At 63.8% G+C, this 25,752-nt stretch carries 21 protein-coding genes, 1 pseudogene and 1 riboswitch; of the genes and pseudogenes, 9 read left to right on the top strand and 13 right to left on the bottom strand.

The genetic code is table 11. The features are described 5' to 3' along the window. Positions 1–149 precede the first annotated feature (149 nt). A complete protein-coding gene (locus ATY76_RS28615; RefSeq protein ID WP_088678058.1) occupies positions 150–698 on the bottom strand; it encodes a histidine phosphatase family protein in 549 nt (182 codons plus the stop codon). 107 nt (positions 699–805) lie between these two features. Continuing rightward, a riboswitch (cobalamin riboswitch) is annotated at positions 806–879 on the top strand. A 50-nt stretch (positions 880–929) separates the two neighbouring features. Between ATY76_RS28615 and ATY76_RS28620 the strand changes: the two genes are divergently transcribed. The 3 genes from ATY76_RS28620 to ATY76_RS28630 all read left to right on the top strand — a co-directional run bounded on the left by ATY76_RS28620 (position 930) and on the right by ATY76_RS28630 (position 2,536). Beyond that, positions 930–1,139 carry a CbtB domain-containing protein gene (locus tag ATY76_RS28620; RefSeq protein ID WP_088678015.1) on the top strand — a complete coding sequence of 70 codons (210 nt, stop codon included), beginning with the start codon at positions 930–932 and terminating at the stop codon, positions 1,137–1,139. Positions 1,140–1,151: 12 nt separating this feature from the next. Beyond that, positions 1,152–1,886 carry a CbtA family protein gene (locus tag ATY76_RS28625; RefSeq protein WP_088678016.1) on the top strand — a complete coding sequence of 245 codons (735 nt, stop codon included), beginning with the start codon at positions 1,152–1,154 and terminating at the stop codon, positions 1,884–1,886. Positions 1,887–1,957: 71 nt separating this feature from the next. Continuing rightward, entirely contained in the window at positions 1,958–2,536 is a 579-nt protein-coding gene (locus tag ATY76_RS28630) for a hypothetical protein (RefSeq protein WP_245310107.1), read from the top strand. Here the strand turns inward: ATY76_RS28630 and ATY76_RS28635 are convergent. Next, positions 2,521–3,183: a sulfite oxidase-like oxidoreductase gene (locus ATY76_RS28635; RefSeq protein WP_088678017.1), complete on the bottom strand. Its 663-nt coding sequence runs from the start codon at positions 3,181–3,183 to the stop codon at positions 2,521–2,523. The two genes, ATY76_RS28630 and ATY76_RS28635, sit on opposite strands and share 16 nt — an antisense overlap. Before the next feature lie 111 nt (positions 3,184–3,294). On the opposite strand from ATY76_RS28635, the gene ATY76_RS28640 reads away from it, so the two are divergent. The 6 genes from ATY76_RS28640 to ATY76_RS28665 all read left to right on the top strand — a co-directional run bounded on the left by ATY76_RS28640 (position 3,295) and on the right by ATY76_RS28665 (position 11,234). Next, positions 3,295–5,169, top strand: coding sequence for a sensor histidine kinase (locus ATY76_RS28640; protein WP_280950950.1), 1,875 nt, complete (start codon positions 3,295–3,297; stop codon positions 5,167–5,169). Continuing rightward, entirely contained in the window at positions 5,166–6,500 is a 1,335-nt protein-coding gene (locus ATY76_RS28645; protein ID WP_088678018.1) for a sigma-54 dependent transcriptional regulator, read from the top strand. The genes ATY76_RS28640 and ATY76_RS28645 overlap by 4 nt, the downstream gene beginning before the upstream one ends. Positions 6,501–6,712: 212 nt before the next feature. Next, positions 6,713–7,696: a tripartite tricarboxylate transporter substrate-binding protein gene (locus ATY76_RS28650; protein ID WP_088678019.1), complete on the top strand. Its 984-nt coding sequence runs from the start codon at positions 6,713–6,715 to the stop codon at positions 7,694–7,696. A 180-nt stretch (positions 7,697–7,876) separates the two neighbouring features. Next, positions 7,877–8,338: a tripartite tricarboxylate transporter TctB family protein gene (locus ATY76_RS28655; RefSeq protein WP_088678020.1), complete on the top strand. Its 462-nt coding sequence runs from the start codon at positions 7,877–7,879 to the stop codon at positions 8,336–8,338. A gap of 112 nt (positions 8,339–8,450) precedes the next feature. After that, positions 8,451–9,956, top strand: coding sequence for a tripartite tricarboxylate transporter permease (locus ATY76_RS28660; protein ID WP_088678021.1), 1,506 nt, complete (start codon positions 8,451–8,453; stop codon positions 9,954–9,956). 108 nt (positions 9,957–10,064) lie between these two features. After that, positions 10,065–11,234 (top strand): M20 aminoacylase family protein, encoded by a 1,170-nt coding sequence (locus ATY76_RS28665; RefSeq protein ID WP_088678022.1) that lies wholly within the window; start codon positions 10,065–10,067, stop codon positions 11,232–11,234. A gap of 121 nt (positions 11,235–11,355) precedes the next feature. On the opposite strand, the gene ATY76_RS28670 is transcribed toward ATY76_RS28665, so the two are convergent. From ATY76_RS28670 to ATY76_RS28720, 11 genes and pseudogenes are all read right to left on the bottom strand, one after another. Next, the gene (locus ATY76_RS28670; protein ID WP_088678023.1) at positions 11,356–13,143 is read right to left on the bottom strand and encodes an adenine deaminase; all 1,788 of its coding nucleotides are present in this window, start codon (positions 13,141–13,143) and stop codon (positions 11,356–11,358) included. Next, complete coding sequence (locus ATY76_RS28675; RefSeq protein WP_088678024.1) at positions 13,140–14,060, bottom strand: nucleoside hydrolase; 921 nt, start codon at positions 14,058–14,060, stop codon at positions 13,140–13,142. The genes ATY76_RS28670 and ATY76_RS28675 overlap by 4 nt, the downstream gene beginning before the upstream one ends. Positions 14,061–14,064: 4 nt before the next feature. After that, a complete protein-coding gene (locus ATY76_RS28680) occupies positions 14,065–15,090 on the bottom strand; it encodes an ABC transporter ATP-binding protein (protein WP_088678025.1) in 1,026 nt (341 codons plus the stop codon). After that, a complete protein-coding gene (locus ATY76_RS28685; RefSeq protein WP_088678026.1) occupies positions 15,083–15,862 on the bottom strand; it encodes an ABC transporter permease in 780 nt (259 codons plus the stop codon). Before ATY76_RS28685 ends, ATY76_RS28680 begins: the two co-directional genes overlap by 8 nt. After that, entirely contained in the window at positions 15,859–16,686 is an 828-nt protein-coding gene (locus ATY76_RS28690; protein ID WP_088678027.1) for an ABC transporter permease, read from the bottom strand. The genes ATY76_RS28685 and ATY76_RS28690 overlap by 4 nt, the downstream gene beginning before the upstream one ends. 64 nt (positions 16,687–16,750) lie before the next feature. After that, complete coding sequence (locus ATY76_RS28695) at positions 16,751–17,773, bottom strand: ABC transporter substrate-binding protein (RefSeq protein ID WP_088678028.1); 1,023 nt, start codon at positions 17,771–17,773, stop codon at positions 16,751–16,753. Between the two features lies 1 nt (position 17,774). Beyond that, a pseudogene (locus ATY76_RS28700) lies at positions 17,775–18,819 on the bottom strand (LacI family DNA-binding transcriptional regulator). A gap of 159 nt (positions 18,820–18,978) precedes the next feature. Next, positions 18,979–20,415, bottom strand: coding sequence for an efflux transporter outer membrane subunit (locus ATY76_RS28705; RefSeq protein WP_088678029.1), 1,437 nt, complete (start codon positions 20,413–20,415; stop codon positions 18,979–18,981). A 151-nt stretch (positions 20,416–20,566) separates the two neighbouring features. Further along, entirely contained in the window at positions 20,567–23,677 is a 3,111-nt protein-coding gene (locus ATY76_RS28710; RefSeq protein WP_088678030.1) for an efflux RND transporter permease subunit, read from the bottom strand. Between the two features lie 48 nt (positions 23,678–23,725). Continuing rightward, positions 23,726–24,937: an efflux RND transporter periplasmic adaptor subunit gene (locus tag ATY76_RS28715; protein WP_088678031.1), complete on the bottom strand. Its 1,212-nt coding sequence runs from the start codon at positions 24,935–24,937 to the stop codon at positions 23,726–23,728. A 156-nt stretch (positions 24,938–25,093) separates the two neighbouring features. After that, complete coding sequence (locus ATY76_RS28720) at positions 25,094–25,696, bottom strand: TetR family transcriptional regulator (protein ID WP_088678032.1); 603 nt, start codon at positions 25,694–25,696, stop codon at positions 25,094–25,096. Positions 25,697–25,752: the final 56 nt, after the last annotated feature.

Below are 25,752 nucleotides of genomic sequence, written 5' to 3' on the forward strand. Positions count from 1 at the left end.
TTCGCCACTCCAGTCATATGCCATGTCTTCCATCTCCTTGGGACAAGGAAGTAGTCCCGGTCAAACCCGGTTCAATAGAGATGACGCGATTTGCTTGCGTAAGGCTGGATCGTATCAGGGATCGCTAATGCGCTGCTTTTGGCAGGGCTCTAAAGGCGCAGCGACCAGCGCTGTCCATTGCTGGTCATGCGAATGACGGCGAGCGGCTCGACGTCGATCAGCCAGAAGGAGGAAAGCGGCGACTGAAGCACGTGTGCGACCGCCGCCCTGATGACGGCAGCGTGGCTGATGGCGATCACATGGCCGGCGAGCAGGGATTGCTCATCCATCCAGCCGGCAACACGCCTCTGCAGATCGAAAAAGCTCTCACCGCCGTGGGGAGCGGCTTCCGGATCGCTCATCCAGGCCATCAGATCGTCAGGCTCCTCGGCTCCGATCGCCGTGATCGGCCTGCCTGCCCAGCGGCCGTGGTCGCAATCGCGCAGCGCCTGAGTTGTTTCGGCTTGAAGACGAAGGGCTTGGGCGGTCTGCCGGGCGCGCAAAGCGGGGCTCGTGACGATACGGTCGGCGCAGGGCAGGGCTGCCATCCTGCCGGCTTCCTCGGCTGCCTTGTCTTCCAGCGGTTCGTCGAGCGGGAACAGCGCCTTGCGGCTTGCAGCCGTCGCGCCGTGGCAGATCCAGGTAAGGCGCGTATTCACGATCGTTCTCATCTCCCGGAATGCGGTGGGGACGAGCCTTGCCGGCTCCGTGAAGTTTCGTTGACAGTCTCTCCGGCGAGCAGATATAACCGTGGCGTTGCGGGTTTGGAAGCCGGTGAAAATCCGGCGCGGTCGCGCCACTGTAACCAGCGTGTCGAACTCTTCACGCTGGAAGTCAGACCCTGCCGCACAAGCACTCTTTCGACTGAACGCGTCATTCCGGAGGAATACATGTCTGACACCACTTTCGCGCCCGTCGCAGCACCGGCGCCGATTCCCGTCGGTGAAATCGTGCCCTGGGCGATCTTCGGCGGCCTGCTGATGATTATCGCCATCTATTTCGTCGGCACCGAGGAAGGCGCAATGGCGCTGTTCAACGGCATGTACGTGCACGAATTCGTGCATGACGGCCGTCACCTCCTCGGCTTTCCCTGCCACTAAGGGAATACTGACATGGTTGGAAATCTTCTGCTTCGCGGCATGCTCGCGGGCCTGATTGCTGGCATTCTCGTTTTCGCCTTCGCCCATGTCTTCGGCGAGCCGCTGGTCGATGCGGCGATTGCCTTCGAGGAGGCGAGCGCGCAGGCGGCCGGCGAAGTTGCCGAGCCCGAAATCGTCAGCCGTGCCACGCAGGCCGGTCTTGGCCTTTTCACCGGCGTCATGGCCTACAGCATCGCCGTCGGCGGGCTTTTCTCGCTCGCTTTCGCCTTCGTGCACGGCCGCTTCAGCAGCCTTTCGGCGCGTGGTACCTCGGCCGTCATCGCCATCGCCGCCTTCGTGGCGGTCGTCCTGGTGCCCGGCATCAAATATCCGGCCAACCCGCCGGCGGTCGGCAATCCGGATACGATCGGCGTCAGGACCGAGCTGTTCTTCCTGATGATCGTCGTCTCGCTCGCCTCGCTGATCGCGGCGGTCGCGCTTTCGCGCCGCCTTGCCGAGCGTTTCGGCCTCTGGAACGGTGCGATCGTCGCCGGCATCGCCTATCTCGTTTTCATCGGCCTCGTGCTCTATCTGCTGCCGCCGATCAACGAGGTGCCGGAGAATTTCTCGGCCATGGTGCTGTGGCGTTTCCGCACGACATCGCTCGGCATGCACGCGATCCTTTGGGCGACGCTCGGTCTTGCCTTCGGGGTGCTGGCGGAAAAGCGCCTTGCCGCCAAAGGCGGGCTGCGGCCGGCATTTCGGTGATCGGTCCTATCGGTAGGCTTGCTGCATTCCCGCTCTCGGGCTCGACCCGAGGGCTGGTGCTCGGCGCGGGCTTGCTGCTCTTCATTGCCGGAGATTGCCTTGCCCATGGCCGCAGCGCCGGGGGCAGCGATGCCGGCCTCGATATCCCGGAGATTTCCCATGGCGAGATGGCGGTGATTTCCGACTATCGCCGTGGGATCATCGCCCTCGCATCGCAGGCGGTCGATACCAATGAGCCGTTCCGCCGCATCCTGAACTATGCCGAGATCCAATATTCCTATTGCCTCTGGGGCAGGATGCCGGGCAGCGTGACGGATGAGGAAAGCCCCTTCAACGAATGCGCCCATGCCTATCTCGCGGCGACGAAAGCCGTGCTGATGGCGATGCGGGACATGCCGCGGGAGGCGCATGCCGCAGGCGAAATCATCTCCGCCGTCGATGCCGATATGGTGGGCCGCGGGCTTGCGCTCATCACTTGCCGGTTCAGCGGCGAGACTTTCAACACCGCCGACATCATCAAGCCGCGCTGGAGCCAGGTACCGCTTCATTTCGCCAGCATGGCGTCGCTGACGGCGCTCGCCGCCTTGTTCGGTGTGGGGTTTTTTGCCCTTCGCCGTTTCCTCCGGCCAAAGGTTCAATCGTCGGAATAGCGCTGTTCGCGCCACGGATCGCCATACATGTGGTAGCCGTTCTTTTCCCAGAAGCCGGCCTCGTCGGCAGCCAGGATCTCGATGCGGCGCAGCCATTTGGCGCTTTTCCAGAAATAGAGATGCGGCACGACGAGGCGCATCGGCCCGCCATGATCCGCCGTCAGCGGCAGGCCTTCCCATGATGTGGCGAGAATGGCGTCTTCGGCGGCGAAATCGGAAAGCGGCAGATTGGTGGTATAGCCGTCATAACTCGTCAGCATGACATAGGCCGCTTCCGGTTTCGGCATGGCGCGGTCGAGCAGATCGCGCGTCGAAACGCCTTTCCAGTTATTGTCGTAGCGCGACCATGTGGTGACGCAGTGGATGTCGCTGACCCTGGTGCTCTGCTCGATCGCCTGGAAATCGGCCCAGGTGAGGGTGAGGGAGGTTTCGACGAGGCCGCATACCTCAAGCCGCCAGCTGTCTGTGGAGATGACCGGCTGCTGGCCGAGATCGAGCACCGGCCAGTTCTTGACGAGGTGCTGGCCGGGCGGCAGGCGCTCGGCTTCGGGACGGCTGATGCGGCCGGTGAGGAACTTGCCCTCCGCCGCCCAGCGGCGCTTGGAACTGGTGAGCTTGCTGTCGGCAGGCGTCTGGTCGTCGCTCATGCGCGGATCTCCTTGCAGCGCCGCAATAGGACATCGGCTCCGCCGGCTGTCAAGTTTCGCCAGGCCCTTGGAAATACCCGTCGGCCTCATTAGACTGAGCCCCAGTCGGGCATGCCTTGCTGGGGAGCGGAGGCAGAAAGGGAGGAGCCGGATCTGTCTTCGAGATTTCGTGCAATCGCGGCGCTGCTCACGGTGCCGATCGTCATTTTCGCCTTCTTCACCTATGGAAGCGCGATTGCGACGCGCGCCTATATGGAAGAGGCTTCGGCGCAGGCGGGAACGGCGCTGCGGCTTGCCGTTTCGGCGCTGAGCGGCCACCTCAACCGCTATGAGGCGCTGCCGGCGCTGATCGCCGATCACGACGATATCAAGGAACTGGTCAGCGCGCCCGACGACATGGCGCTGCGCGATGCGGCCAATCTCTATCTCAAGGAGATCAACGGCCTGCTGAAATCCTCCGACATCTATGTGGTGAAGCCGGACGGCGAGACGATCGCGGCGAGCAATTACGACGGGCCGGCCAGTTTCGTCGGGCAGAATTTCAATTACCGGCCCTATTTCCAGGAGGCGATCGAGGGCCGGCAGGCTCGGTTTTACGCCCTCGGCACCACATCGCTGAAACGCGGCTATTATTTCTCGGCGCCGATCAGGGTCGGCACGGATGTTCGCGGCGTCATCGTCTTCAAGGTCGATATCGACATGATCGAATCCTCCTGGAGCGGCGGGGAATACAAGATCTTCGTCTCCGATCCCGAGGGCATCATCTTCATGTCCGGCAGCCCCGAATGGCTCTACGGCGCGATTCTGCCCTTGACGGCCGATCGCATCGCCCGCACGGAAGCGTCTCGGCGCTATGCCAATGCCAGGCTGACGGCGCTGCCGGTGACGCGTCATCGCTTCGAGCAGCACGATCTTATGACGCTCGCAAGCGACCGGAGCGCGAGCGAATATCTGGTGCTGTCGCATTACATGCCGGCCGAGGACTGGACGGTGAACGTGCTGATGGAGACGAGTTCCATCCGCGCCCAGGCGCGCACCGCCCTTGTCGCCGTCTTTCTCATCCTCTGCATCGCTGCGCTTGCCGTTGCGGTCGTTCGCCAGCGGCGGGCGCGGCTCGCCGAGCGCATGCAGATGCAGGCCGAAGCGCAGGGCGAGCTGGAGCGGCGGGTGGAGGAGCGCACCGCCGATCTCGCCCGCGTCAACAGCCGCATCGAAGAGGAGATCGCCGAGCGGCGGCTGACCGAGCAGCAGCTTCGCCAGACGCAGGCCGATCTCATCCAGGCCGGCAAGCTTGCCGGGCTCGGGCAGATGTCGGCTGCCCTTTCGCACGAGTTCAACCAGCCGCTCGCCGCCGCCAAGACCTATACGGACAGCGCCTCCGTGCTGATCGACCGCGGCCGGACGGAGGAGGCGCGGGACAATATCCGGCGGATCGGCGGGCTGATCGACCGCATGGCTTCGATCAGCCGGCACCTGCGCAATTTCGCCCGCAAGCCGAACGAGAAGCTCGGCCCGGTTCCTCTCGACGAGGCAATGCGCGACACGCTCGAAATTATCGCCTGGCGGCTGAAGGCGGCCGATGCCGAGCTTCGGCTTGATCTCGGGCCGCGGCCGCCGGTCGTGCGCGCCGGCTCGGTGCGCCTGCAGCAGGTGCTGGTGAATGTGATTTCGAATGCCGCCGATGCGGTGGAGGGGCTGGACGACAGGCGCATCGAGATTTCTGCGCTGGAGCAGGCCGGCAAGGTGGTGCTGACGGTGCGCGACCACGGCCCGGGCGTGCCGGCGGCGATCGCCGAGCGCATCTTCGATCCCTTCTTCACGACCAAGGGCGTCGGCAAGGGGCTCGGTCTCGGACTTTCGATCTCCTACAACATCGTCAAGGATTTCGGCGGCAGCCTGACTGCCGCCAATCATCCCGAAGGAGGGGCGGTGTTCCGCATCGAGCTGCAGTCGGCGGCAGGGCTGATGCCGGAGGCGGCGGAATGAACGATGCGAAGATCCTGCTGGTTGACGACGAGGAGGAGTTGCGCCGCTCGACAGCGCAGGCGCTGGAGCTTTCCGGCTTCAGCGTCGAGACCTTTTCGAACGGCGATCATGTGCTGGAACTGATCGGCTACAGCTTTCCCGGTGTCGTCGTCAGCGATATCCGCATGCCCGGCATGGACGGAATGACGCTGATGCAGAAGATCCGCGAGATCGATCAGGAGGTGCCTGTCATCCTCGTCACCGGCCACGGCGACGTGCAGCTTGCGGTCAAGGCGATGCGCGAAGGCGCTTATGATTTCATCGAGAAGCCGTTCACGCCCGAAATGCTCGCAGGCGTCATACGCCGGGCGATGGAGCGGCGCGGCCTCGTGCTTGAAAACCGGTTGCTGAAGGCGGTCGCCGGCAAACGCGACGACATCGAGGCGCGACTGCCGGGGCGTACCCAGGTGATGGTGGATCTACGCTACCGCATCCGCGCGATCGGCGCGAGCGATGCCGATACGCTGATCGTCGGCGAGACCGGGGCGGGCAAGGAGGTCGTCGCCCGCGCGCTTCACGATATCAGCGCCCGGGCGAGCCGGCCATTCATCGCGATCAACTGTGCGGCGCTGCCGGCGAACCTGATCGAGAGCGAGCTGTTCGGCCACGAGCCCGGCGCTTTTCCCGGCGCGGTCAGGCCGCGTTATGGAAAATTCGAACATGGACGCGGCGGCACCATCCTGCTTGACGAGATCGGCTCCATGCCCTTCGACCTGCAGGCGAAGTTTCTGCGGGTGCTGCAGGAGCGGGTGATCTCCCGCCTCGGGTCGAACGAAATCGTACCGCTCGACGTGCGCTTCATCGCGACGAGCAAGGTGAACCTGGAGGCGGAGGTGGCGGCGGGCCGCTTCCGGGCCGATCTTTTCTACCGGCTGAACGTGGCGACGCTGCACGTGCCGTCGCTGTCGCAGCGGCGGGCGGATATTCCACTGCTTTTCCTGCAGCTGGTGCGGGAAGCGGCCGCCCGCTACGGCCGCGACGAGGTGGCCGTGCCGCCGGAGGTGATCTCCGAAATCACGCAGCGCGACTGGCCCGGCAATGTGCGCGAACTCAGGAATGCCGCCGACCGTCTGGTGCTCGGCCTCGACAATGGCGGGCGGCAGGCCGAGGAGGCGACCGGGCTTGCGGAGCGCGTCGCGGAATTCGAGCGCGGGATCATCGCCAGCGCGCTGGTCGCGCATGGCGGCAGCCTCAAACCGGTCTATGAGTCGCTCGGCATCTCCCGGAAGACCCTCTACGAAAAGATGCAGAAATACGGCCTCGACAAGCGGATGTTGATCACAGAAGGCTAGCTGTCGCGGCCGGCGGTGCTGCGATGGGTGGATTTCCACCCATCGCATTGGTCGTTTGTTTCCGAATCGACCCATGCTGCGTCGCACTGTCGCAGAATCGTCCCTCAAACGCGCTGGCGATGATTGCGGGTTGGGTTTTCCCGGCGGCAAATAGGTCAACCCCGGCGCGGAGGATGTGCCGGCGGGCTCGCTATTTCATCAGGGAGGAAACGATGAAAATCCTGAAGGCCATGCTCGGCCTGACTGCGGCTGCTGCGGTCTCTCTTCTCGCCGGCGTCGCTTCGGCGCAGACCTATCCCGAACGCACCATCACCATGGTCGTGCCCTTTGCGGCCGGCGGTCCAACCGACACCGTCGCGCGTCTTGTCGCCGAATCGATGTCGAAGGATCTCGGTCAGCAGATCGTCGTTGAAAATGTCGGCGGCGCCGGCGGCACGCTCGGCGCCGGCCGCGTGGCGAGTGCCGATCCCGACGGCTACACCATCCTGCTGCATCATATCGGCATGGCGACCAGCGCCACGCTTTACCGCAAGCTCGCCTATGATACGCTCGGCGCCTTCGACTATGTCGGCCTCGTCACCGAGGTGCCGATGACGATCGTTGCCCGCAAGGATTTCGAGCCGACCGACCTCAAGGGCCTGATCGAATACGTCAAGGCCAACAAGGACAAGGTGACGGTCGCCAATGCCGGTATCGGTGCCGCCTCGCATCTCTGCGGCATGATGTTCATGAGCGCCATCCAGACCCCGCTCACCACCGTTCCCTACAAGGGCACCGGCCCCGCCATGACGGATCTGCTCGGCGGCCAGGTCGATATCATGTGCGACCAGACCACCAACACGACGAAGCAGATCACCGGCGGCACGATCAAGGCCTATGCCGTGACTTCGCCCAAGCGCCTCGACGTGATGAAGAACATTCCGACAGCGGTCGAAGCTGGCCTGCCGGGCTTCGAAGTCGGTATCTGGCACGGCATCTACACGCCGAAGGGTACGCCGGCCGAGATCAACGAACGGCTGTCGAAGTCGCTGCAGGTCGCGCTGAAGGATCCGAATGTCGGCGCCCGCTTCGCCGAACTCGGCACGGCGCCTTCCTCTGACGCGGATGCGACGCCGGCTGCGCTCAAGGCCAAGCTCGAAAGCGAGATCGCCCGCTGGAAGCCGGTAATCGAGGCTGCCGGGGAATATGCGGACTAGTGAGGGATGTGCCAGGAATAGCCCCTCACCCTAACCCTCTCCCCGCATGCGGGGAGAGGGGACTTGCCCCGAATAGCGGCGGCAAAGGCGAGAGGCCGCGGCGGATCCCCTTCTGCCCGCTGGCGGATGAAGGGCAATCGCGGCAGTAACAACGCTCCATCTCCAACTGCAGGAGACACCATGAAATCCATCAGTTTCGATACCACCAATGCGATCTGCGGCGCGCTTTTCGTCGCGACCGGCGCTTTCTTCGCCTTCCAGTCGCTGGGGCTCGACCTCGGCACGACATTGCGCATGGGGCCTGGTTATTTTCCGCTGTTGCTTTCCGTCGTGCTGGTGCTGCTCGGCGCGATCATCTTCATTCAGGCGCTGCGCGTCGAGGGTGAGCCGATCGATCCTTTCGCCTGGCGCGGCATGCTCTTCATCCTGCCGGCTCCCGTGTTCTTCGGGCTGACGGTGCGGGGGCTCGGATTTGCGCCGGCGCTGTTCTTCACCGCCTTCATCGCCTGTTTTGCGTCGCGCAAGATGAATGTGGTGTTTGCGCTCATCCTGTCGCTGCTGCTGACGCTCTTTTCGGTCGCCGTCTTCAGCTACGGGCTCGGGCTGCCGTTCGAGCGCTTCGGCCCCTGGGTCCGGTTCTAAAGCACGTCGCGATCTTTCAGATCGCTTCCCGCGCTTTAGGTCTTTATTTTCTCGCATGTCGTTACCGCAAAACCGCTGCACACTTTTGCGCGACATGCTTTAGGAGGCTACGGTGGATCTCTTCAGCAATCTCGCGCTCGGCTTTGCCACGGCGGCGACACTCCACAATCTTTTCTTCTGCCTCATCGGCGTCCTGCTCGGCACGCTGATCGGCGTTTTGCCCGGCATCGGCGCGACGGCGACGATCGCCATGCTTCTGCCGATTACCTTCCAGCTCGAGCCGGTCTCCTCGCTCATCATGCTCGCCGGCATTTATTACGGCGCCCAGTACGGCGGCTCGACGACGGCGATCCTCATCAACATGCCGGGCGAATCCTCTTCCGCCGTTACCGCAATCGATGGCTACCAGATGGCGCGCAAGGGCAGGGCCGGGGCGGCACTTGCGATCGCGGCGCTCGGCTCGTTCTTCGCCGGCACGGTCTCGACCTTCCTCGTCGCGATCTTCGCGCCGCCGCTCACCGACATCGCGCTGCAATTCGGTGCGGCGGAATATTTCTCGCTGATGATCGTCGGCCTCGTCTCCTCGATCGCGCTTGCCCATGGCTCGGTCGTCAAGGCGCTGGCGATGGTGGCGCTCGGGCTGCTGCTCGGCCTCGTCGGCACCGATATTTATACCGGCACGCCGCGCTTCACGCTCGGCATCCGCGAATATGCCGACGGGCTGAACTTCGTGGCGCTCGCCGTCGGCGTCTTCGGGGTGGCGGAAATCCTGCGCAATCTCGAGGGCGAATCGACCCGCACGGTGCTGATGGCAAAGGTGTCCGGCCTCTTGCCTTCGCGCCAGGAATTCAAGGAGATGATCGCGCCGGTCATTCGCGGCACGGCGATCGGTTCAGCGCTCGGCATCTTGCCGGGTGGCGGCGCGATCCTTGCCTCCTTCGCCTCCTATACGGTGGAAAAACGTCTGTCGAAGACGCCGGAGGAATTCGGCAAGGGCGCGGTTGCCGGTGTGGCGGGGCCGGAATCGGCCAACAATGCCGGCGCCCAGACCTCGTTCATTCCGCTGCTGACGCTCGGCATTCCGGCCAATCCCGTCATGGCGCTGATGATCGGCGCGATGATCATCCAGGGTATCGTGCCGGGGCCGAATGTCGCGACCGAGCAGCCGGCGCTGTTCTGGGGCATCATCGCCTCGATGTGGATCGGAAATCTGATGCTCGTCATCCTCAACCTGCCGCTGATCGGGCTCTGGGTGAAGCTGCTGACAGTTCCCTATTACGTACTCTTCCCCATCATCATGGCCTTCTGCTCGATCGGGGTCTACAGCGTCAATTCGAACGTCTACGACCTCTATGCCGTCGCCTTCTTCGGCCTCATCGGCTACGTGCTGGCGAAGCTGCGCTGCGAGCCGGCGCCGCTGCTGCTCGGCTTCGTGCTCGGGCCGTTGCTGGAGGAGAACCTGAGACGCGCCATGATCCTGTCGCGCGGCGACCCGACCACCTTCGTCACGCGGCCGATCAGCGCCACGCTTCTGGCGATCGCGCTGGCCGTGCTCATCGTCGTCTTCCTGCCGAGCGTCAGGAAGAAGCGCGAAGAGGTGTTCGTCGAAGAGGCCTGAGGGCTTGAAGTCGCAGCCTGTTTGATGAACAAGAAATGATCTGACGCGGGCGCCGGTTGGGCGCCCGTTTCGCATGAAGGGATATCCAGGCCCCAGGAGCATTGCCCGATGAGCATTCCCGCCCGGATCAAGGACGATCTGCCGTTCCTCACCGCCTTGCGCCGCGATCTGCACGCCCATCCCGAACTCGGTTTCGAGGAGGAGCGCACCGCCGGCATCGTCGCGAGCCTTCTTGAGGAGGTTGGTATAACGGTGCATCGCGGGCTTGCCGACACCGGCGTGGTCGGCACGCTGCAGATCGGCAATGGCACGCGCAGGATCGGGCTCAGAGCCGATATGGATGCGCTCGCCATGCCTGAAATGGCGGAGCGGCCCTATAAATCGACAGTGCCGGGAAAGATGCATGCCTGCGGCCATGACGGGCATACGGCAATGCTGCTCGGCGCGGCGCGGCATCTGGCAGCGACGCGGAATTTTTCCGGTACGGTGCATTTCATCTTCCAGCCGGCGGAAGAGGGGCGCGGCGGGGCAAAGCGCATGGCGGAGGAGGGGCTCTTCCGGCTTTTTCCCTGCGACGCGGTTTATGGCCTGCACAATATGCCGGGGTTTGCGGTCGACGAGATCGCCGTGGTCGAGGGTCCCCAGCTTGCCTCTTCCGACAGCTGGCGCATCACCTTTCGCGGGGTCGGCACCCACGGCGCCAAGCCGCATCTCGGCCGTGATCCGATCACGGCAGCCGGCACCTTCCTGTCATCTTTGCAAACGATCGTCGGGCGGGTGGTCGATCCGCTGCAGCCGGCGGTCGTCAGCGCCTGCTTCTTGCAGGGCGGCGATGCGAAGGCGCTGAACGTCATACCCGATACGGTCGAGATCGGCGGGACGGCGCGAGCCTATTCGCCCGAGGTGCGCGACCAGCTGGAGGCCGAGATCGGCAGGTTGGCGAGCGGAACGGCCGCGATGTACGGCATTTCGGCCGACCATCATTTCCAGCGGCGCATTCCGCCGGTCGTCAATGACGCGGATGCGACCGCCCGGGCGCTTGCAGCCGCCGGCACGGTCTTCGGGGAGAAGGTGCGGACGAGTTTTCCGCCATCGACGGCAGGCGACGACTTCGCCTTCTTCGCGCAGAATGCGCCGGGCTGTTATGTCTGGCTCGGCAATGGGCCGGCGGTGGACGGAGCGCTGCATCACAACACGGCTTATGATTTCAATGATGAGGCGCTCGGATATGGGGCGGCCTATTGGGTGGCGTTGGTGGAGCGGGAGTTGAAGGGTTAACTGGCGTTTGCGGCCCCCTCATCCGCCCTACGGGCACCTTCTCCCCGCTGGGGAGAAGGGGATTCGAGACCTCGCAGCACGGCTCTTCTCGCCTGCACGAACATCGCAATTTCACCAAGCCCTACAAAACCTCCAGCACCGGGCTTTCCAGCACCTTTCCCGTCACCACATCGGCAATCCCCCTGTCCGTCTGGTGCGGGCCGGCATTGCAGGCGAGCGTTGCGCCGAAGCAGGCCTTGAAGACGCGGTAGGGCGGTTTCCAGTCGACGATGCCGTCCATGGCCTTGCGGATCTCGGCGAAGGCTGAGGCGGTGTCTTGCAGTGAGGCGTCGGTCACCAGGCCGGAGAGCGGCAGCGGCAGGATCGCTTCGATCCGGCCGTCTTTGGCGACCGCCATGCCGCCGCCGGCTGATATGACGGCGTTGGCGGCGAGCGCCATGTCGCGGGCATTGCCGCCGAAGACGGTGAGATTGTGGCTGTCGTGCGAGACGGTGGTGCAGAAGGCGCCGCGCCATTCGCCCCAGCCGGTGAGGAAGCCGATGCGTGGGGTACCATCGGCCTTGCCGTGGCGGTGGGCGACGGCGATCATGGCGCTGCCGGCCGGCGGCACGACGAAGCCGCCCCGGACTTCCGTTTCGGCCTCGCCCCATCGGGTGAAACGCGGGCGGTCGATGGTAGCGACGCGGACGCGCTCACCCTCCGCAGGGACGCGGAAATCATTCTCGGTCAGCGTCGGCAGCTTCACGGAATTGATGAGGGGCGCGGTATCGAGCGGCTGAACGGCCGCTTCCATGCCGCCGTTGCGGGCGACGATGCGGCCGCCTGAGATGACCAGCCGCGCCCGGAATTCCGTGAGGTCTTCGAAGAGCACGAGATCGGCGCGGCGGCCGGCGGCGACAAGGCCGAGATCGGAACGCTTCAGCCGCTGTGCGGCGTTGAAAGTCGCGGCGCGGATCGTCCATTCCGGCTTCATGCCGTAGCGCACCAGCCGGCGGGCGACATCATCGAGGCCGCCGCTTTCGTGGAGTTCATCGGGGAAGACGTCGTCGGTGCAGAGCGTGACGGTGGGCGGCAGGTGGCCGAGACCGTTCAGCACCTCGACGAATTCCTGAAGCAGATGGTCGTGCGAACCGCGCAGCTCGATAGTCAGGCCGGCGGCGAGCTTGGCGGCGAGATCGGCGCCAGAGGTGAGTTCGTGGTCGGAGGTGACGCCGGCCGCCATGAAGGCATTGAGATCGGCGCCCTCAAGGCCGCGGGCATGGCCGCAGACGAGCTTGCCGGAGGCAAGGCCGGCATTGACGATGGCGCTCATGCGGGGATCGCCGTCGATGACGCCGCGCATGTTCATGACTTCGGCAACGCCGCCGACGGACGAAGAGCGCAGCATCTCGGCGATGACGGCGGCATCGAAATCGGCGCCGGCACGTTCCAGGCCCGGTGCGGACGGCACGCAGGAGGGAGCGAGCAGGATCATGCGCAGCGGCAGGGCGCGCGCGGCCTCGATCGCCCAGCGCACGCCGTCGAGGCCATGGACATTGCCGAATTCATGCGGATCCCAGACGACCGTGGTGACACCGCGCGGCAGCACGGCGCTCGCATATTCGGCGGGCGTCACCATCGAGCTTTCGATATGCATGTGTGTGTCGATCAGACCCGGCGTCACGATGCTGCCCGCCGCATCGATGATCTCGATGGCATCCGTGCGGCTTGCCGGGGCATGAACGCTGGCGATCAGCGCACCGACGAGGCCGATATCGGCCTCCCGGATCAGGCCCGTCACCACATCGAGCAGCCGCCCGCCGGTGATGAGCATGTCGAAGGGGGCGTCGCCGCGGGCGGCGGCAACGGCGCGGGCGCGCAAGGATGGATCGTTGAGATCGGAAGGTTCCTGGCGAGGATTGGTGTTCATTTGCGGGCCTCGTTGACCAGGGCGGCGAGAACGATGCCGCGCGCCCTATCGGCATCGATGTCGGCGGCGAACTGCGCGTTGAAGGCCGCATGCGTGGCGCGGGTCTCGGCGACAGTGCGGCCACGGGTGAGGGCGCCCTGGAGTTCGACGTCGATGCGCGCGGGGCGGAAGCCGACGACGTCAGGAGCGATGAAGGCGACGGCGGCGGAGGGGTCGTAGATCGCCATTCCGGGGCGGCCGCGGCTGGTGCCGATGCTGACATAACCGGCGAACATGTCGGCGATCAGTTCGGCGTTGGCGCCGCCGGCATTGCGCACCGGCTCGATATCTTCCGGCCGCGCCAGCACCTTGCGGCAAAGGTCGAGATCGACCATGCGCAGCGGCAGGCCATGGGCGATGACGATCGCAAGCGACTCGGGATCGGCAAGCGCATTGAACTCGGCGGAGGCGGTGTGATTGCCCGACGTGACGCCGCCGCCCATCCAGACGAGTTCCGTAATGCGGGTGGCAAGATCGGGACGGGCCAGCGCCACGGCGGCAATATTGGTCAGGGGACCGAGCGCCAGGATGCGGTGCGGCCCGTCGCCTTCGAGCCAGCGGCAGAGCGCGGTGAAGGCATCGCTTTCTGCAAGCGTGGCCGTGTTCGGCAAGCTCTTGCCGATAGTCGGAATGCCGGTCTCGCCGAGGATCGCCTGGGCGGTTTCGACCTTGCCGAGAACGGGCATGGCGCGGCCGGTATGAATGGGAAATGTCCAGCCGAAGGCGCTGGCGGCGCCGGCGGCGTTCAGCCTCACCTGCGGCAGCGGCGCATTGCCGAAAACCAGGGAGACGCCGTCGATCGCATGTTCCGACTGCGCCACCACGAAAATGGCGGCGATATCGTCGAAGCCCATATCCGTGTCGATCCACACACCCATGATGTCACCCGAAGCGCTTGAGGTTGGCGGCGCCGGCGACCGGCAGGTCGAAGGCGAGCGTGCTGCCGATCTCGTGCGGCGGCAGGGCCGCATCGATCTCGGCCTTGATGGCCCCAAGCGGCGTATCGAGGAGATATTCGCGGCTGTTGCCGGCAAAGGAAGTGCCGCGCACCGTTCCCTGGAAGGAGCCTGAGCCGAGGACCACCGTGCGCGGGCGCCAGGCAAGGCCCGCCGCGGCTTGCGGCGGCGGAGCGGAAAGTGCGACCGGGCCGTTCGGCGTCGCAAGCTTCCCGTCTTTAAGTGCAAAGACGTTCTCGAAGCCGACGAAATCGGCGACGAAGGCGGAGACCGGATTGTTGTAGATCTCCTCCGGCGTGCCGATCTGTTCGATGCCGCCGTTGAGCATCACGACGATGCGGTCCGCAAGCGCCAAGGCCTCCACCTGGTCATGGGTCACGAAGATCATGGTGACGCCGGTCTCCTTCTGCACGCGCTGCAATTCGGCGCGCATTTCCAGGCGAAGACGGGCATCGAGATTGGAGAGCGGCTCGTCGAGCAGCAGCACCTTCGGCTCCATCACCATCGAGCGGGCGAGCGCGACGCGTTGCTGCTGGCCGCCGGAGAGTTCGGCGGGCTTGCGGCCGGCGAAAGCGGTGAGGCCGACGGATTTCAGGCCGGCGCCGACGCGGGCATCGAGATCCGCGCCCGAGATGCCCTTGAGGCGCAAGCCGAAGGCGACGTTCTCGTAGACCGTCAGATGCGGGAACAAAGCGTAGGATTGGAAGACGAGACCGACGGCACGCTTGTTGGCGGAAACGCGGGTGATATCGGCGCCGTCGAGGCGGATACGGCCGGAGGCGGGCGTCAGCAGACCGGCAATGGCGCGCATCATTGTCGTCTTGCCGCAGCCGGACGGTCCGAGGAGAGCGACGAGCTCGCCTTTGCCGATCGCAAGATCGAGATCCCTCACCGCGACCGTATCGCCGTAGCTGAGCGTCAGCTTGTCGAGTTGAAGATAGGCATCAGACATAACGCGAAAATCCCAGGAAGCGTTCGGCGAGGAAGACGATGCCGATCGAGAGGAAAGCGAGAAGGGCGGAGAGCGCCGCGATGGAGGGGTCGTAAGTGGTTTCCATATAGCCCAGCATGTCGATCGGCAGCGTCCGCACGCCGGGGCCGGAAAGGAAGAGCGAGACCGGCACCTGGTTGAAGCTGGTGACGAAGCCGAGGATGAAGGCTGCCAGAATGCCGCCGCGGATATTCGGCATTACCACGCGGAAGAAAGCGCCGAGCCTGGAGGAGCCGAGCAGGACGGCCGCTTCCTCGATATCGGCCCGCAGATTGTCGAGGCTCGCTGAGACGACGCGCACGGCATAGGGCAGTACGAGGGCCGCGTGGGCGAAGAAGAGCGCGAGCGTGATGTTGAAGCCGAAGGGCACGACGAGATAACGCAGCAATGCCAGGCCGACGATAATGCCGGGAACGATGATCGGAAGCGAGACGACGGTGCGCACGGTTTCGGCCCCAGGCAGCCGGTAACGCGACAGGGCGTAGGCGGCGGGGATGCCGAGGACGAGGGCTGCGAGCGTTCCGAAGACGGCAAGGAACATCGACATGGCGAAACTGTCGCGGAAACTTTCGATGGTGAAGACCTTCATCACCCAGCGCAGCGACAGGCCCTGCGGCGGGAAGGCCAGCGTATCGCCTGCCGAGAGCGAAGCGGCGATGATGATCAGGAACGGGCCAATCAGGAAGACCAGCAAGAGGAAGAGCACGATGGGCGAAAACAGACGGGCGGTCATCGGCGGCTCCTCGCCGTCGCCAGGCGTTTCAGCAGGATATTGGCGGCAAAGCTCATGACGATCAGGATGAAGGCGATGACGCTCGCCGAGACGAAATCATTGGCGACGGAGACCTGCTGGTACATCAGCGTTTCGAGCATCAGCACCTTGGAGCCGCCGAGAATGGCGGGGGTGATGTAGGCGGTGAGCGAGCCGGTGAAGACGAGCGTGCCGCCGATGACGAGCCCTTCGCGGGTCAGCGGCAGGACGACTTTCCAGAAGACCTGAAACCAGTTGGCGCCGAGCACGCGGGCAGCGGGAATCGCATCCCTCGGCATGTTTTCAAGCGCGCTGATCAGCGACAGGATCATCAGCGGCAGGAAGAGCTGCAAGAGGCCGATGAAGACTGCGGTTTCGGTGAAGAGCAGGCGCAGCGGCTCGGCACTGAAACCGAGGCCGGTGATCGCCTGGTTGACGATGCCGGTGCGGCCGAGAATGACGATCCAGGCATAGGTGCGCGCCACCGGCGAGATCATCAGCGGCAGGGTGACGAGGCCGATCATGCGCCCCTTGCCCTTCGGCGGGAGGTTGACGATGGCGAAGGCTGCGGCGTAGCCGATGACTGCCGAGACGGCGGTGACTTCGAGGCCAAGCCGGAAGGAGCGCAGGAAAACGGTGCGGTTCAGCGTCTCGGAAAAGAAGCCGGTATAGGCCGACAGCGTCCAGGCGCCGCCGGCGCGGAAGCCCTCCGACAGCAGGATTGCGACAGGCAGCAGGAAGACCAGGGTCGCGAAGACGGCGGCCGGCAGCGCAAGCGCCAGGGCTTCTGCACGGTTCTGGAACATGAGGCGCCTTTCCGGGAGAGGAGGGCGGCCCCGACGAGAAGCCGGGACCGGTTTCAGAAGCGGCTTATTGACCGACCTTGTCGTTCCAGGTCTTCAGCCAGCCGGCGCGATTGTCGAGGGCGATGGCGGACGGGATCAGCTTGAGGCTCTTGGCCGTCTCCTCGCCATAGGTGAGATTGCCGGCGGCGGCTTCGGAAAGCTTGACCTCGCTGTTGGCGGGGCTGTCGATCAGCTTTTCGGCGAGCTTGGTCTGGGTTTCGGTCGAAAGCCAGAAGTCCATGAACTGCATGGCAAGATCCTGGTTCTTCGAACCCTTGGTCAGCACCAGCACGTTCATGCCGCCGGTCTGACCCTCTTTCGGGGTTGCCCAGGCAACGGGCACGTCGAGCTTGGTGAAGCCTGCCCAGGAGAAGCGGCCGATCGGAGCCGCCCAGATCTCCTCCTGCTGCATGAGCTGCACGAGCTGGGAGGATTTTTCGTAGAAGGTGACGACGTCGTCCTTCTTCTCGCCCAAGGCCTCGATCGGGCCCTTCAGGTCGGGCGTATCCTTGCCGAGCGCCAGACCCAGCATATAGAGCGCCGGCGGGCCCTGGTTGGTGGTGACATTGGGGAAGGCGACATGGCCGACATATTCCGGCTTCAGGAGATCGGCCCAGGATTCGATCTTCATCTTGTCGGAACGATAGGCGATCGAGGTGGCGTAGAATGTATAGCCGACGCTCATGCCGTCGCCATTCGGATCCTTGGCGACGTCGTAAAGCTTGGTGAAATTGGAAAGCTTGGCGGTATCGATCTTGTCGATCAGGCCGGCGCGCGAGGCGGCCAGCGCATCCGCCATCGAAACGGCGGCGAGATCGACGGCGGGATTGGCCTTGTTGGCTTCCATCTTGGCCAGGCGCTCGACGCTGTTGCCTGTTTCCACCACCAGCTTGCAGCCGCATTGGGCCTCGAAGGGATCGTAGACCAGCGTCTTGAAATCGTCCTGCGCGAAAGCATAGACGGATATGGTCAGCGTCCGTTCGGCGGCAGCCGCGCCAAGCGGGGACAGCGCTGCAAGCGCCACCGAGGCAATGAGAGCTTTTTTCATCTTACATGTTCTCCATCTCTGAGGTTTTTAGTGCCGGGTTCACGAGGCCCGGATGATTGGCGGACGATCAGCTGCATTGCGACGCGTTCGATCTCCGCGGTAACGAGCACGCCTTCCCGGGCGCGGCTTTTGCTTATGGTATCCGCCAGGGCCGAGACGGCGATCCCGGCAATCCTGTCCATGTCCATCCTGACCGTCGTCAGCGACGGAGTGACGACGGGCGACCAGATGAGGTCGTCGAAGCCGGTGACGCTGACATGGGCGGGAACATTGATGCCGGCCTGCTGTAGCTCCGTCAGCGCGCGCAGCGCCTGCAGATCGGAGAGGGCCGCGAAAGCGGTAAAACCCTGCGTCGCCCTTTCGGCCAAGCCGAGCGGACAACCGCTGCCGCCATCCCGTTCCAGCTTGTCGATCCAGAGGATTTCAGCCTGCATGCCCGGGCGCAAACCGGCGTGAATGCCGCCGGCGCGGTCGTTCTGGACGCTGGATTCCGGGTTGTTGCCGATGATGAAGATGCGCTGATGACCGAGATCGGCGAGATGGCGGGCGATTTCACGCCCGCCATGCCAATGATCGGCGGAAACGGTGTTGCCCGGCGTCGAAGGCGTGTCGATGACGGCGATAGGACAGGCGGCAAACGTAATGCGGGTGGCGCGGCGGGGAATGACGACCATACCATCGACGCCTCGTTCGACCAGACGGTTGATTGCCTCGGCCTGCGCGGCGGCATCGCCGCGGGAATCCGCGATCAGCACGCCATAGCCCGCGGCGGAGGCTGCGAATTCGATCGCCTGTGCGATCTTCGGGAACAGTGGATTGGCGATATCGGGCAGCACCAGGCCGAGAACGCCACTGCGACCGGTCCTGAGCGCCCGGCCGGCCTGGCTGGGGACATAACCGAGTTCGGCGGCATGCTCGCGAATTCTTTCGACCAATTGGTCGGAGACCCGGCCTTTCCCGGAAAGCGCGTTGGAGACCGTGGCAATCGAGACGCCGAGCGAGGTCGCTATCCTGCTGAGATTCGGTCCCGGGCGCGATGAAGCCATGTCAGGTCGCCTGATTAATCGTTTAATCAGTCCTATATCAGTGATCGCCGCTTGTCGAATCCAAATTCCGTTGCTGCGCAATTATCCCATGCGAAGCCGCATAAAAAAGCCCCGCGAGACGATCGCGGGGCTCGGTATTTTCCAGAAAGGCAATGCCGATCAGCTCTTGGCTTTTGCCGGAGCAACCTTCACCGGTACGGTGGTCTTGCCGCCGGGAGCATAGCCTCCGCCGACTGCGATGTTCAGCGAGACATAGTCCTTGGCCATCTGCTGGACGGCCTGGGCAAGGCTTGCCTGGGCGAGCGAGACCTGGCGCTGCGCGTCGAGAACGTCGAGCAGCGAGGAGGCGCCGTCCTTATAGGATGCGGTGGAAAGTTCGAGCGTTTCCTGCGTGGTCTTCACCTGAGCCTGAAGGGCGGCGACCGTCTGGGCGTCGCGCCGGACCGCGGCGAGGGCGTTCTCGACCTGCTCGACAGCCGTCAGAACCGTGGACTTCCAGTTGAGGTAGGCGGTGGCAGCAGTGGACTGTGCCGACTTGACGTTGGCGCGCAGACGGCCGCCGTCGAAGATCGGCAAGTTGAGGGTTGGGCCGAAGGACCACGGGGTCAGGTCGCCATGAATGCCGCGCTGGTTGATGTAGGAGGGCGAGATCGAACCGCTGAGCGAGATGCTCGGGTAAAGCTGCGCTTCGGCAACACCGATATTGGCCGTTGCTGCGGCGAGGTCCCGTTCGGCGACACGAATGTCCGGACGGTTGCGGATCAGGTCTGCCGGGATGCCGGAGTTGATGCCGCCGCGGAATACCGGCTGGCCACGGCCCTTCAGCAATTCGTCGACGAGAGCCGAGGCGGGCAGGCCGAGCAGCGTGGCGATGTGATGGGCAGAGATGCGGATGTTGGTTTCGAGGCCGGGGATTTCGGCAAGCGTCGACTGCACCAGACCTTCGGCCTGGACGACGTCGAGACGCGAGGCGGCGCCGGCCTCAAGCTGGAACTTGGTCAGTTCGTAGGTTTCCTGACGCGACTTCAGGTTGGCCCTCGAAAGTGCCAGGCGCTGCTGATAGTAGCGAACGTCGATGTAGCTCGAGACGAGATCCTGCACCAGGGTCAGCTTGGCGACATCGGCAGATGCGTAGGCGGAATCGAGCGAAGCAAGCGCGCTCTCGGTGCTGCGCTTGTAGAGACCGAAGAGATCGAGCAGCCAGCTCAGCTGGACGTCGCCGGCACTGGTGTTGCGGGTGTCGAACTGCGTGCGCAGCTCGCCCCTCTGGCCGCTGACCGTGTGCGAGCCGCCGACCGTCAGGTTCGGCAGGCCGCCGGCACCGGCGGTGGTGACGTTGGCGGAGGCCGCATTGATGCGTTCGATCGCCTGCTGGACGCTCAGGTTCTGGTCGAGGCCGGCCTGGACATAGCCATTCAGTTTGGGATCGTTGAAGGCGGTCCACCAGGCTGCGGTAGCAACATCACCTACACTCTTCGTCCCGCCTTCTCCGAATTTGGCGGGCAGCGGCATTTCAGGAGGAGCATGATCCGGGCCTACAACACAGCCCGACAGTAATAACAATAATGCCGGTGTGGCAAAACGAAGAGATACCATTCATTTCTTCCTGTACTCGAGCAAGTCAATTCTTGTCCGAAGCTTCATGCTTCACTATCGGCCGCCGCGCCTCGTTCTACCAATAACACACACTCCGAAGCAGTCGGGCGCAATGTAGCAATCGGAACAGCATTATCACAGTGCATTTATATCACACTGATGCCGCATTTTTGCCGCGTGTGGCAAAGATGCGTCGGATCACGACGAAAAAGGACGGCACAAAGAAAATTCCGAGCAGCGTCGCCGCCAGCATGCCGCCGAGAACGCCGATGCCGATGGCGTTCTGCGCCGCCGAGCCCGCGCCTGTTGCGATCGCCAGCGGCACGACGCCCAGAATGAAGGCGAGCGAGGTCATGATGATCGGCCGCAGACGCAGCCTCGCCGCCTCCAGCGTCGCCTCGTAGAGTCCCAGCCCGCTTTCCATCCGGTCCTTGGCGAATTCGACGATCAGGATCGCGTTCTTCGCCGCGAGCCCGATCGTGGTCAGCAGACCGACCTTGAAATAGACGTCGTTCGCCTGGCCGAAAAGCGTTGCCGCCGCCAGCGCGCCGAGAATGCCGACTGGCACCGCCATGATCACCGAGAAGGGGATAGACCAGCTTTCGTAAAGCGCCGCCAGGCAGAGGAAGACGACGAGAACGGAAATCGCATAGAGCATCGGCGCTTGCGAGCCGGAAAGGCGCTCCTGATAGGAGATGCCCTGCCAGGCGACCGTATAGCCGCCGCCGAGCTGTTCGGTCAGCGCTTCCATTTCGTTCATCGCATCGCCGGAGGACACGCCCGGAGCCGAAGCGCCGTCGAGCGGGATGGCGCTCACTGCGTTGAAACGGGCAAGCGAGGGTGCGCCCTTCACCCATTCGGTCTTGGTAAAGGCGGAGAAGGGCACCATTTCGCCTGAAGTGTTGCGGGCATACCAGTGGTTCAGATCGTCCGGCTGCATGCGGAAGGGCGCGTCGCCCTGGACATAGACCGGCTTGATCTCGCCGTTCAGCGTGAAGTCGTTGACGTCGCGGCCGGTGAAGATGATCGACAGCATCGAATTGACCGAGGCGATGTCGACGCCCATGGCGCCGATCTTTTCCTGATCGAGCACGATGCGCATCTGCGGCTCGACTTCCTTGTTGCTGCTGCGCAGCGCCACGACCTTGCCCGACGAGTTGCCCATCTGGATGAGCCGCTTGGAGGCGGCCGTCAGAGCATCGTTGCCATGGCCGCCGGTATCGACGAGATACATGGAAAAGCCGCTCGACACGCCGAGGCCCTGGATCGCCGGCGGCAGAAGCGCGAAGACCTGTGCCTCGCGTATCGCAAAGAAGCTGCGCAGCGCCCGATTGACGACCGACTGTGCACTCAGATTAGGATCGGTGCGCTGCGAGAAGTCCTTGAGTTTGGTGAAGACGATGGCGCTGTTCTGTCCGGAGCCGCTGAAGCCGAAGCCCAGGGCGCCGAAGACGGACTCGACGGCATCCTTCTCGTTTTCCCGGTAGTAATTTTCGACCTTCTCGACGACCGCCTGGGTCTGCTGTGTGGTCGAGCCCGGTGGCGTGGTGACGATGGTCAGCAGCACGCCTTGGTCTTCCTGCGGCAGGAACGAGCTTGGTAGGCGGGTGAAGAGGTAGGCGCAGCCGGCGCCGACGAGAAGGAAGACCAGCATGACGCGGATCGGCCGCTTCAGGAGATAGCCGATGGTCTTGACATAACCGTTGGTCGAGCGCGTGAAGTTGCGGTTGAACCAGTCGCCGACGCGGTGCTTCCTGTGTTCGCTGACCGGCTTCAGCATCGTGGCGCAGAGCGCCGGCGTTAGCACGATGGCGACAAGCGCCGACAGCAGCATGGCCGAGACGATGGTGATCGAGAACTGGCGGTAGATGATGCCGGTCGAACCGCCGAAGAAGGCCATCGGAATGAAGACGGCGGTCAGCACCAGCGCGATGCCGACAATGGCGCCGGTGATCTCGCCCATCGATTTTTCCGTCGCCTCGAGCGGCGAAAGCTTTTCTTCGGACATGATGCGCTCGACGTTTTCGACGACGACGATCGCGTCGTCGACGAGAAGGCCGATCGCCAGAACCATGGCGAACATCGTCAGCGTATTGATGGAATAACCGGTCGCCGCCAGCACTCCGAAAGTGCCGAGCAGCACCACGGGAACGGCAATCGTCGGGATCAGCGTCGCGCGGAGATTCTGCAGGAAGACGAGCAGCACCACGAAGACGAGGACGATCGCCTCGATCAGCGTATGCACGACCTTTTCGATCGACAGTTCCACGAAGGGCGTGGTGTCGTAAGGATAGGTGATCTTCACACCTTCCGGCAGAGTGCGGCCGATGACGTCGAGTGCCGAGCGCACGCGGGCGGCGGTATCGATGGCGTTGGCGCCGATCGCCAGATTGACGGCGAAACCGCTGGAGGGCAGGCCGTTGTAGCGCGAACTGCCGCCGTAGCTTTCCTGGCCGATCTCGATACGCGAGACGTCGCTGAGGCGCACCGTCGCGCCGTCCTTTTCGACCTTCAGAATGATATGCTCGAAATCGGCGACGGTGGTCAGCTGGCTTTGCGCCGTAATGGTGACGTTGAGCTGCTGGCCGGGGATCGTCGGCTGGGCGCCGAGCGAGCCGACAGAGACCTGGGTGTTCTGCGCCTGGATCGCCGCTGTGACGTCGCTCGGCGTCAGCTGATATTTCAAGAGCTTGAAGGGATCGAGCCAGACGCGCATGGCGTATCCCGAACCGAAGACGTTGATGCTGCCGACGCCTTCGAGACGCTGGATCTGATCCTCGATGGAGGTCGACATGATGTTGCCGAGATCGACCGAAGTGCGCTTGCCATCGGTCGAAACGAGCGAGCCGACGAGAAGGATGCTCGAGGTCGAGCGGGTCACGCTGATGCCGGCATCGATGACATCACCCGGAAGCTGCGACTGGACGAGCTGCAGCTTGTTCTGCACCTGCACCTGGGCGATATCGGGATCGATGCTGGTTCCGAAGGTGAGCTGGACGCTGGCTGACCCGGTCGACGAGGTCGAGGTCATGTAGGTGAGGTCGTCGAGGCCGGTCATGCCGTCCTCGATGATCGTCGTTACCGATTTCTCGACGGTCTCGGCGCTGGCGCCGCGATAGGTGGCGTTGATGCGGACCGTCGTCGGGGCAATGTCGGGATATTGCGAAATCGACAGGGTGTAGATCGCCAGCAGGCCGGCGAGCATGATGGTGATCGCAATGACCCAGGCGAAAATCGGACGTCGGATGAAAAACTTGGCCATCGGTTGTTCCTGTGCGGCTGAGACGGTGACGATGCGGACCCGGAGCGATTACTTCGCTGCGGGCTTTCCTGCGTCACCGGCCGCGGGCTGCTCGGCAGGCACGACCACGCCGTTGTCGTTGATCTTCATCGAGACCGGCGTTACCGGCATGCCTGCCGTCACCGACTGCAGACCGGTGACGATCAGCTGATCGCCGTCCTTGATGCCTTCGGTCACCAGCCAGGAATTGTTGGAGGGCGAGCTGTTCTCGAAGGCGCGGGTTTCGACCTTGCCGTCGGCGGAAATGAATTGCGCCGTCAGCCGGCCGTTGGCGTCGCGGCTCGTTGCGAGCTGCGGCAGCGCGTAGCCGTTCTCGGCGCCGAGCTCGACGGTGGCACGGACATACATGCCGGGCAGGACGATGCGATCGGGATTGGGGAAGAGCACGCGGATGATGAAGGTGCCTGTGGTCTCACTGACCACCTGCTTCGACATGTCGAGCTTGCCCTGCTGGTTATATTCCTTGCCGTTTTCGAGGATCAGGTGGAAAGCGACGTTCTCCGCGCCCTTGATGTCGCCGGCCGCCATGGCATCGCGCAGCCTCAAGAGGTTGGTGCTCGATTCCGTCAGGGAGATATAGATCGGGTCGAGCTGGCGGATCGTCGTCAACGCCGTCGTCTGGTTGGCGGAGACGACGTTGCCGACATTATAGGCGGTCTGGTCGATGATGCCGTCGAAGGGTGCGACGATCTTGGTGTGATCGAGGTCGATCTGCGCGGCGGAAAGGGCGGCCTTTGCCGACTCGACCTCGGCTTTCGCCTGGAGAAGCGTCGTCCTAGCCGTCTCGTATTCGATCTGCGTAGCGCCGCTGCCGACGAGGCGCTGGTAGCGTTCGAGGTTGCTTTCAGCGCTCGGCACGCTCGCCTCGGCCTTGGCGATTGCCGCCTTGGCCTGCTCGACGGCGGCGATATAGGGTGCATCCTCGATCTGATAGAGAAGGTCGCCCTTCTTGATCTCACCGCCCTCCCGGAAGGCGATCTCGCGGATGATGCCGCTCACCTGCGGCCGGATATCGGCCGTCTGGAAGGCTTCGGCGCGGCCGGGAAGGATCGTGGTGACAGGAAAACTGGCCTTCTTGAGCGCGACCACGCCGACCGGCGTTGCCTGCTGCGCCGCACCTGCGCCGGCACTGCCGGCCGGCTTGCCGGCGTTGTCGCTGCACGCGCCAAGCAAGGCGCCGGCCAGGAGGGCCGCGGAGATGAACAGGGCACGCCGTATCATTCTGAATTCCTCATGCGGTGGCAACCGCCATTCGATCCACGGGCTCGGTCGGGCCGAGCGCAGGCTTATATAAGCGTCAGGATCGCTCCGGCTTCGAATGCCATAATCCGAGTCTAAGAAAAGCTTTACGAAGTGACGTAAGTCAGCAATCGTCACTTAGCAAGCGCTATTTTGCAGTGCGGCATCGACGAAGCCGACGATTTCCTCGGCGCGGCGGACCAGCGTCTCCTTGTCGTCGCGGACGATGAGGACCGGGTGCAGCACGCAGGCCAGCACATCGGCGACGGTATGCGCCGCGCGCTCGGGCTCGCGACATTGGTAGCGTCCTTCCGCCATGCCCTTGCGAATGATCTCGCTGAGTTTTTCCTCGATACGGGCGCGGTAGCGATTGCCGGCTTCGAGTTTGGCCTCGATGGTCGAAAGCACCATTTCGAAGATGTAAGGGCTCTTCTGTATATCCTGCAGATGACCCTCGAGCAGGCGCAACACGAAGCGGAGCAGCTGCTCTTTCGCGGGCATGTCCTGGTCGAGAGGGACGAAACGTTCGGCGGCATTGTCGAGATGGCGTCCGGCGATGGCATCGACCAGTGCGACCTTGGAACGGAAATGCTTGAAGACATTGGCGGGCGACATGTTGAGCGCGCCGGCGATATCGGCGATCGACACCGCGACATAGCCGCGCTCGCGAAACAGCATCTCCGCCATGCAGAGGATGTCCCGCCGCGTTTCCTCGGCCTTGCGCCTCGGCCTTCTCGCCATCTGCTCCCCGCCGGGCCGCGCCCGGTATCCCTTTTTGCTTATGCTAGCGCGACTAC

It is taken from the genome of Rhizobium sp. R339 (assembly GCF_002211395.1).
Lineage (GTDB): Bacteria > Pseudomonadota > Alphaproteobacteria > Rhizobiales > Rhizobiaceae > Rhizobium.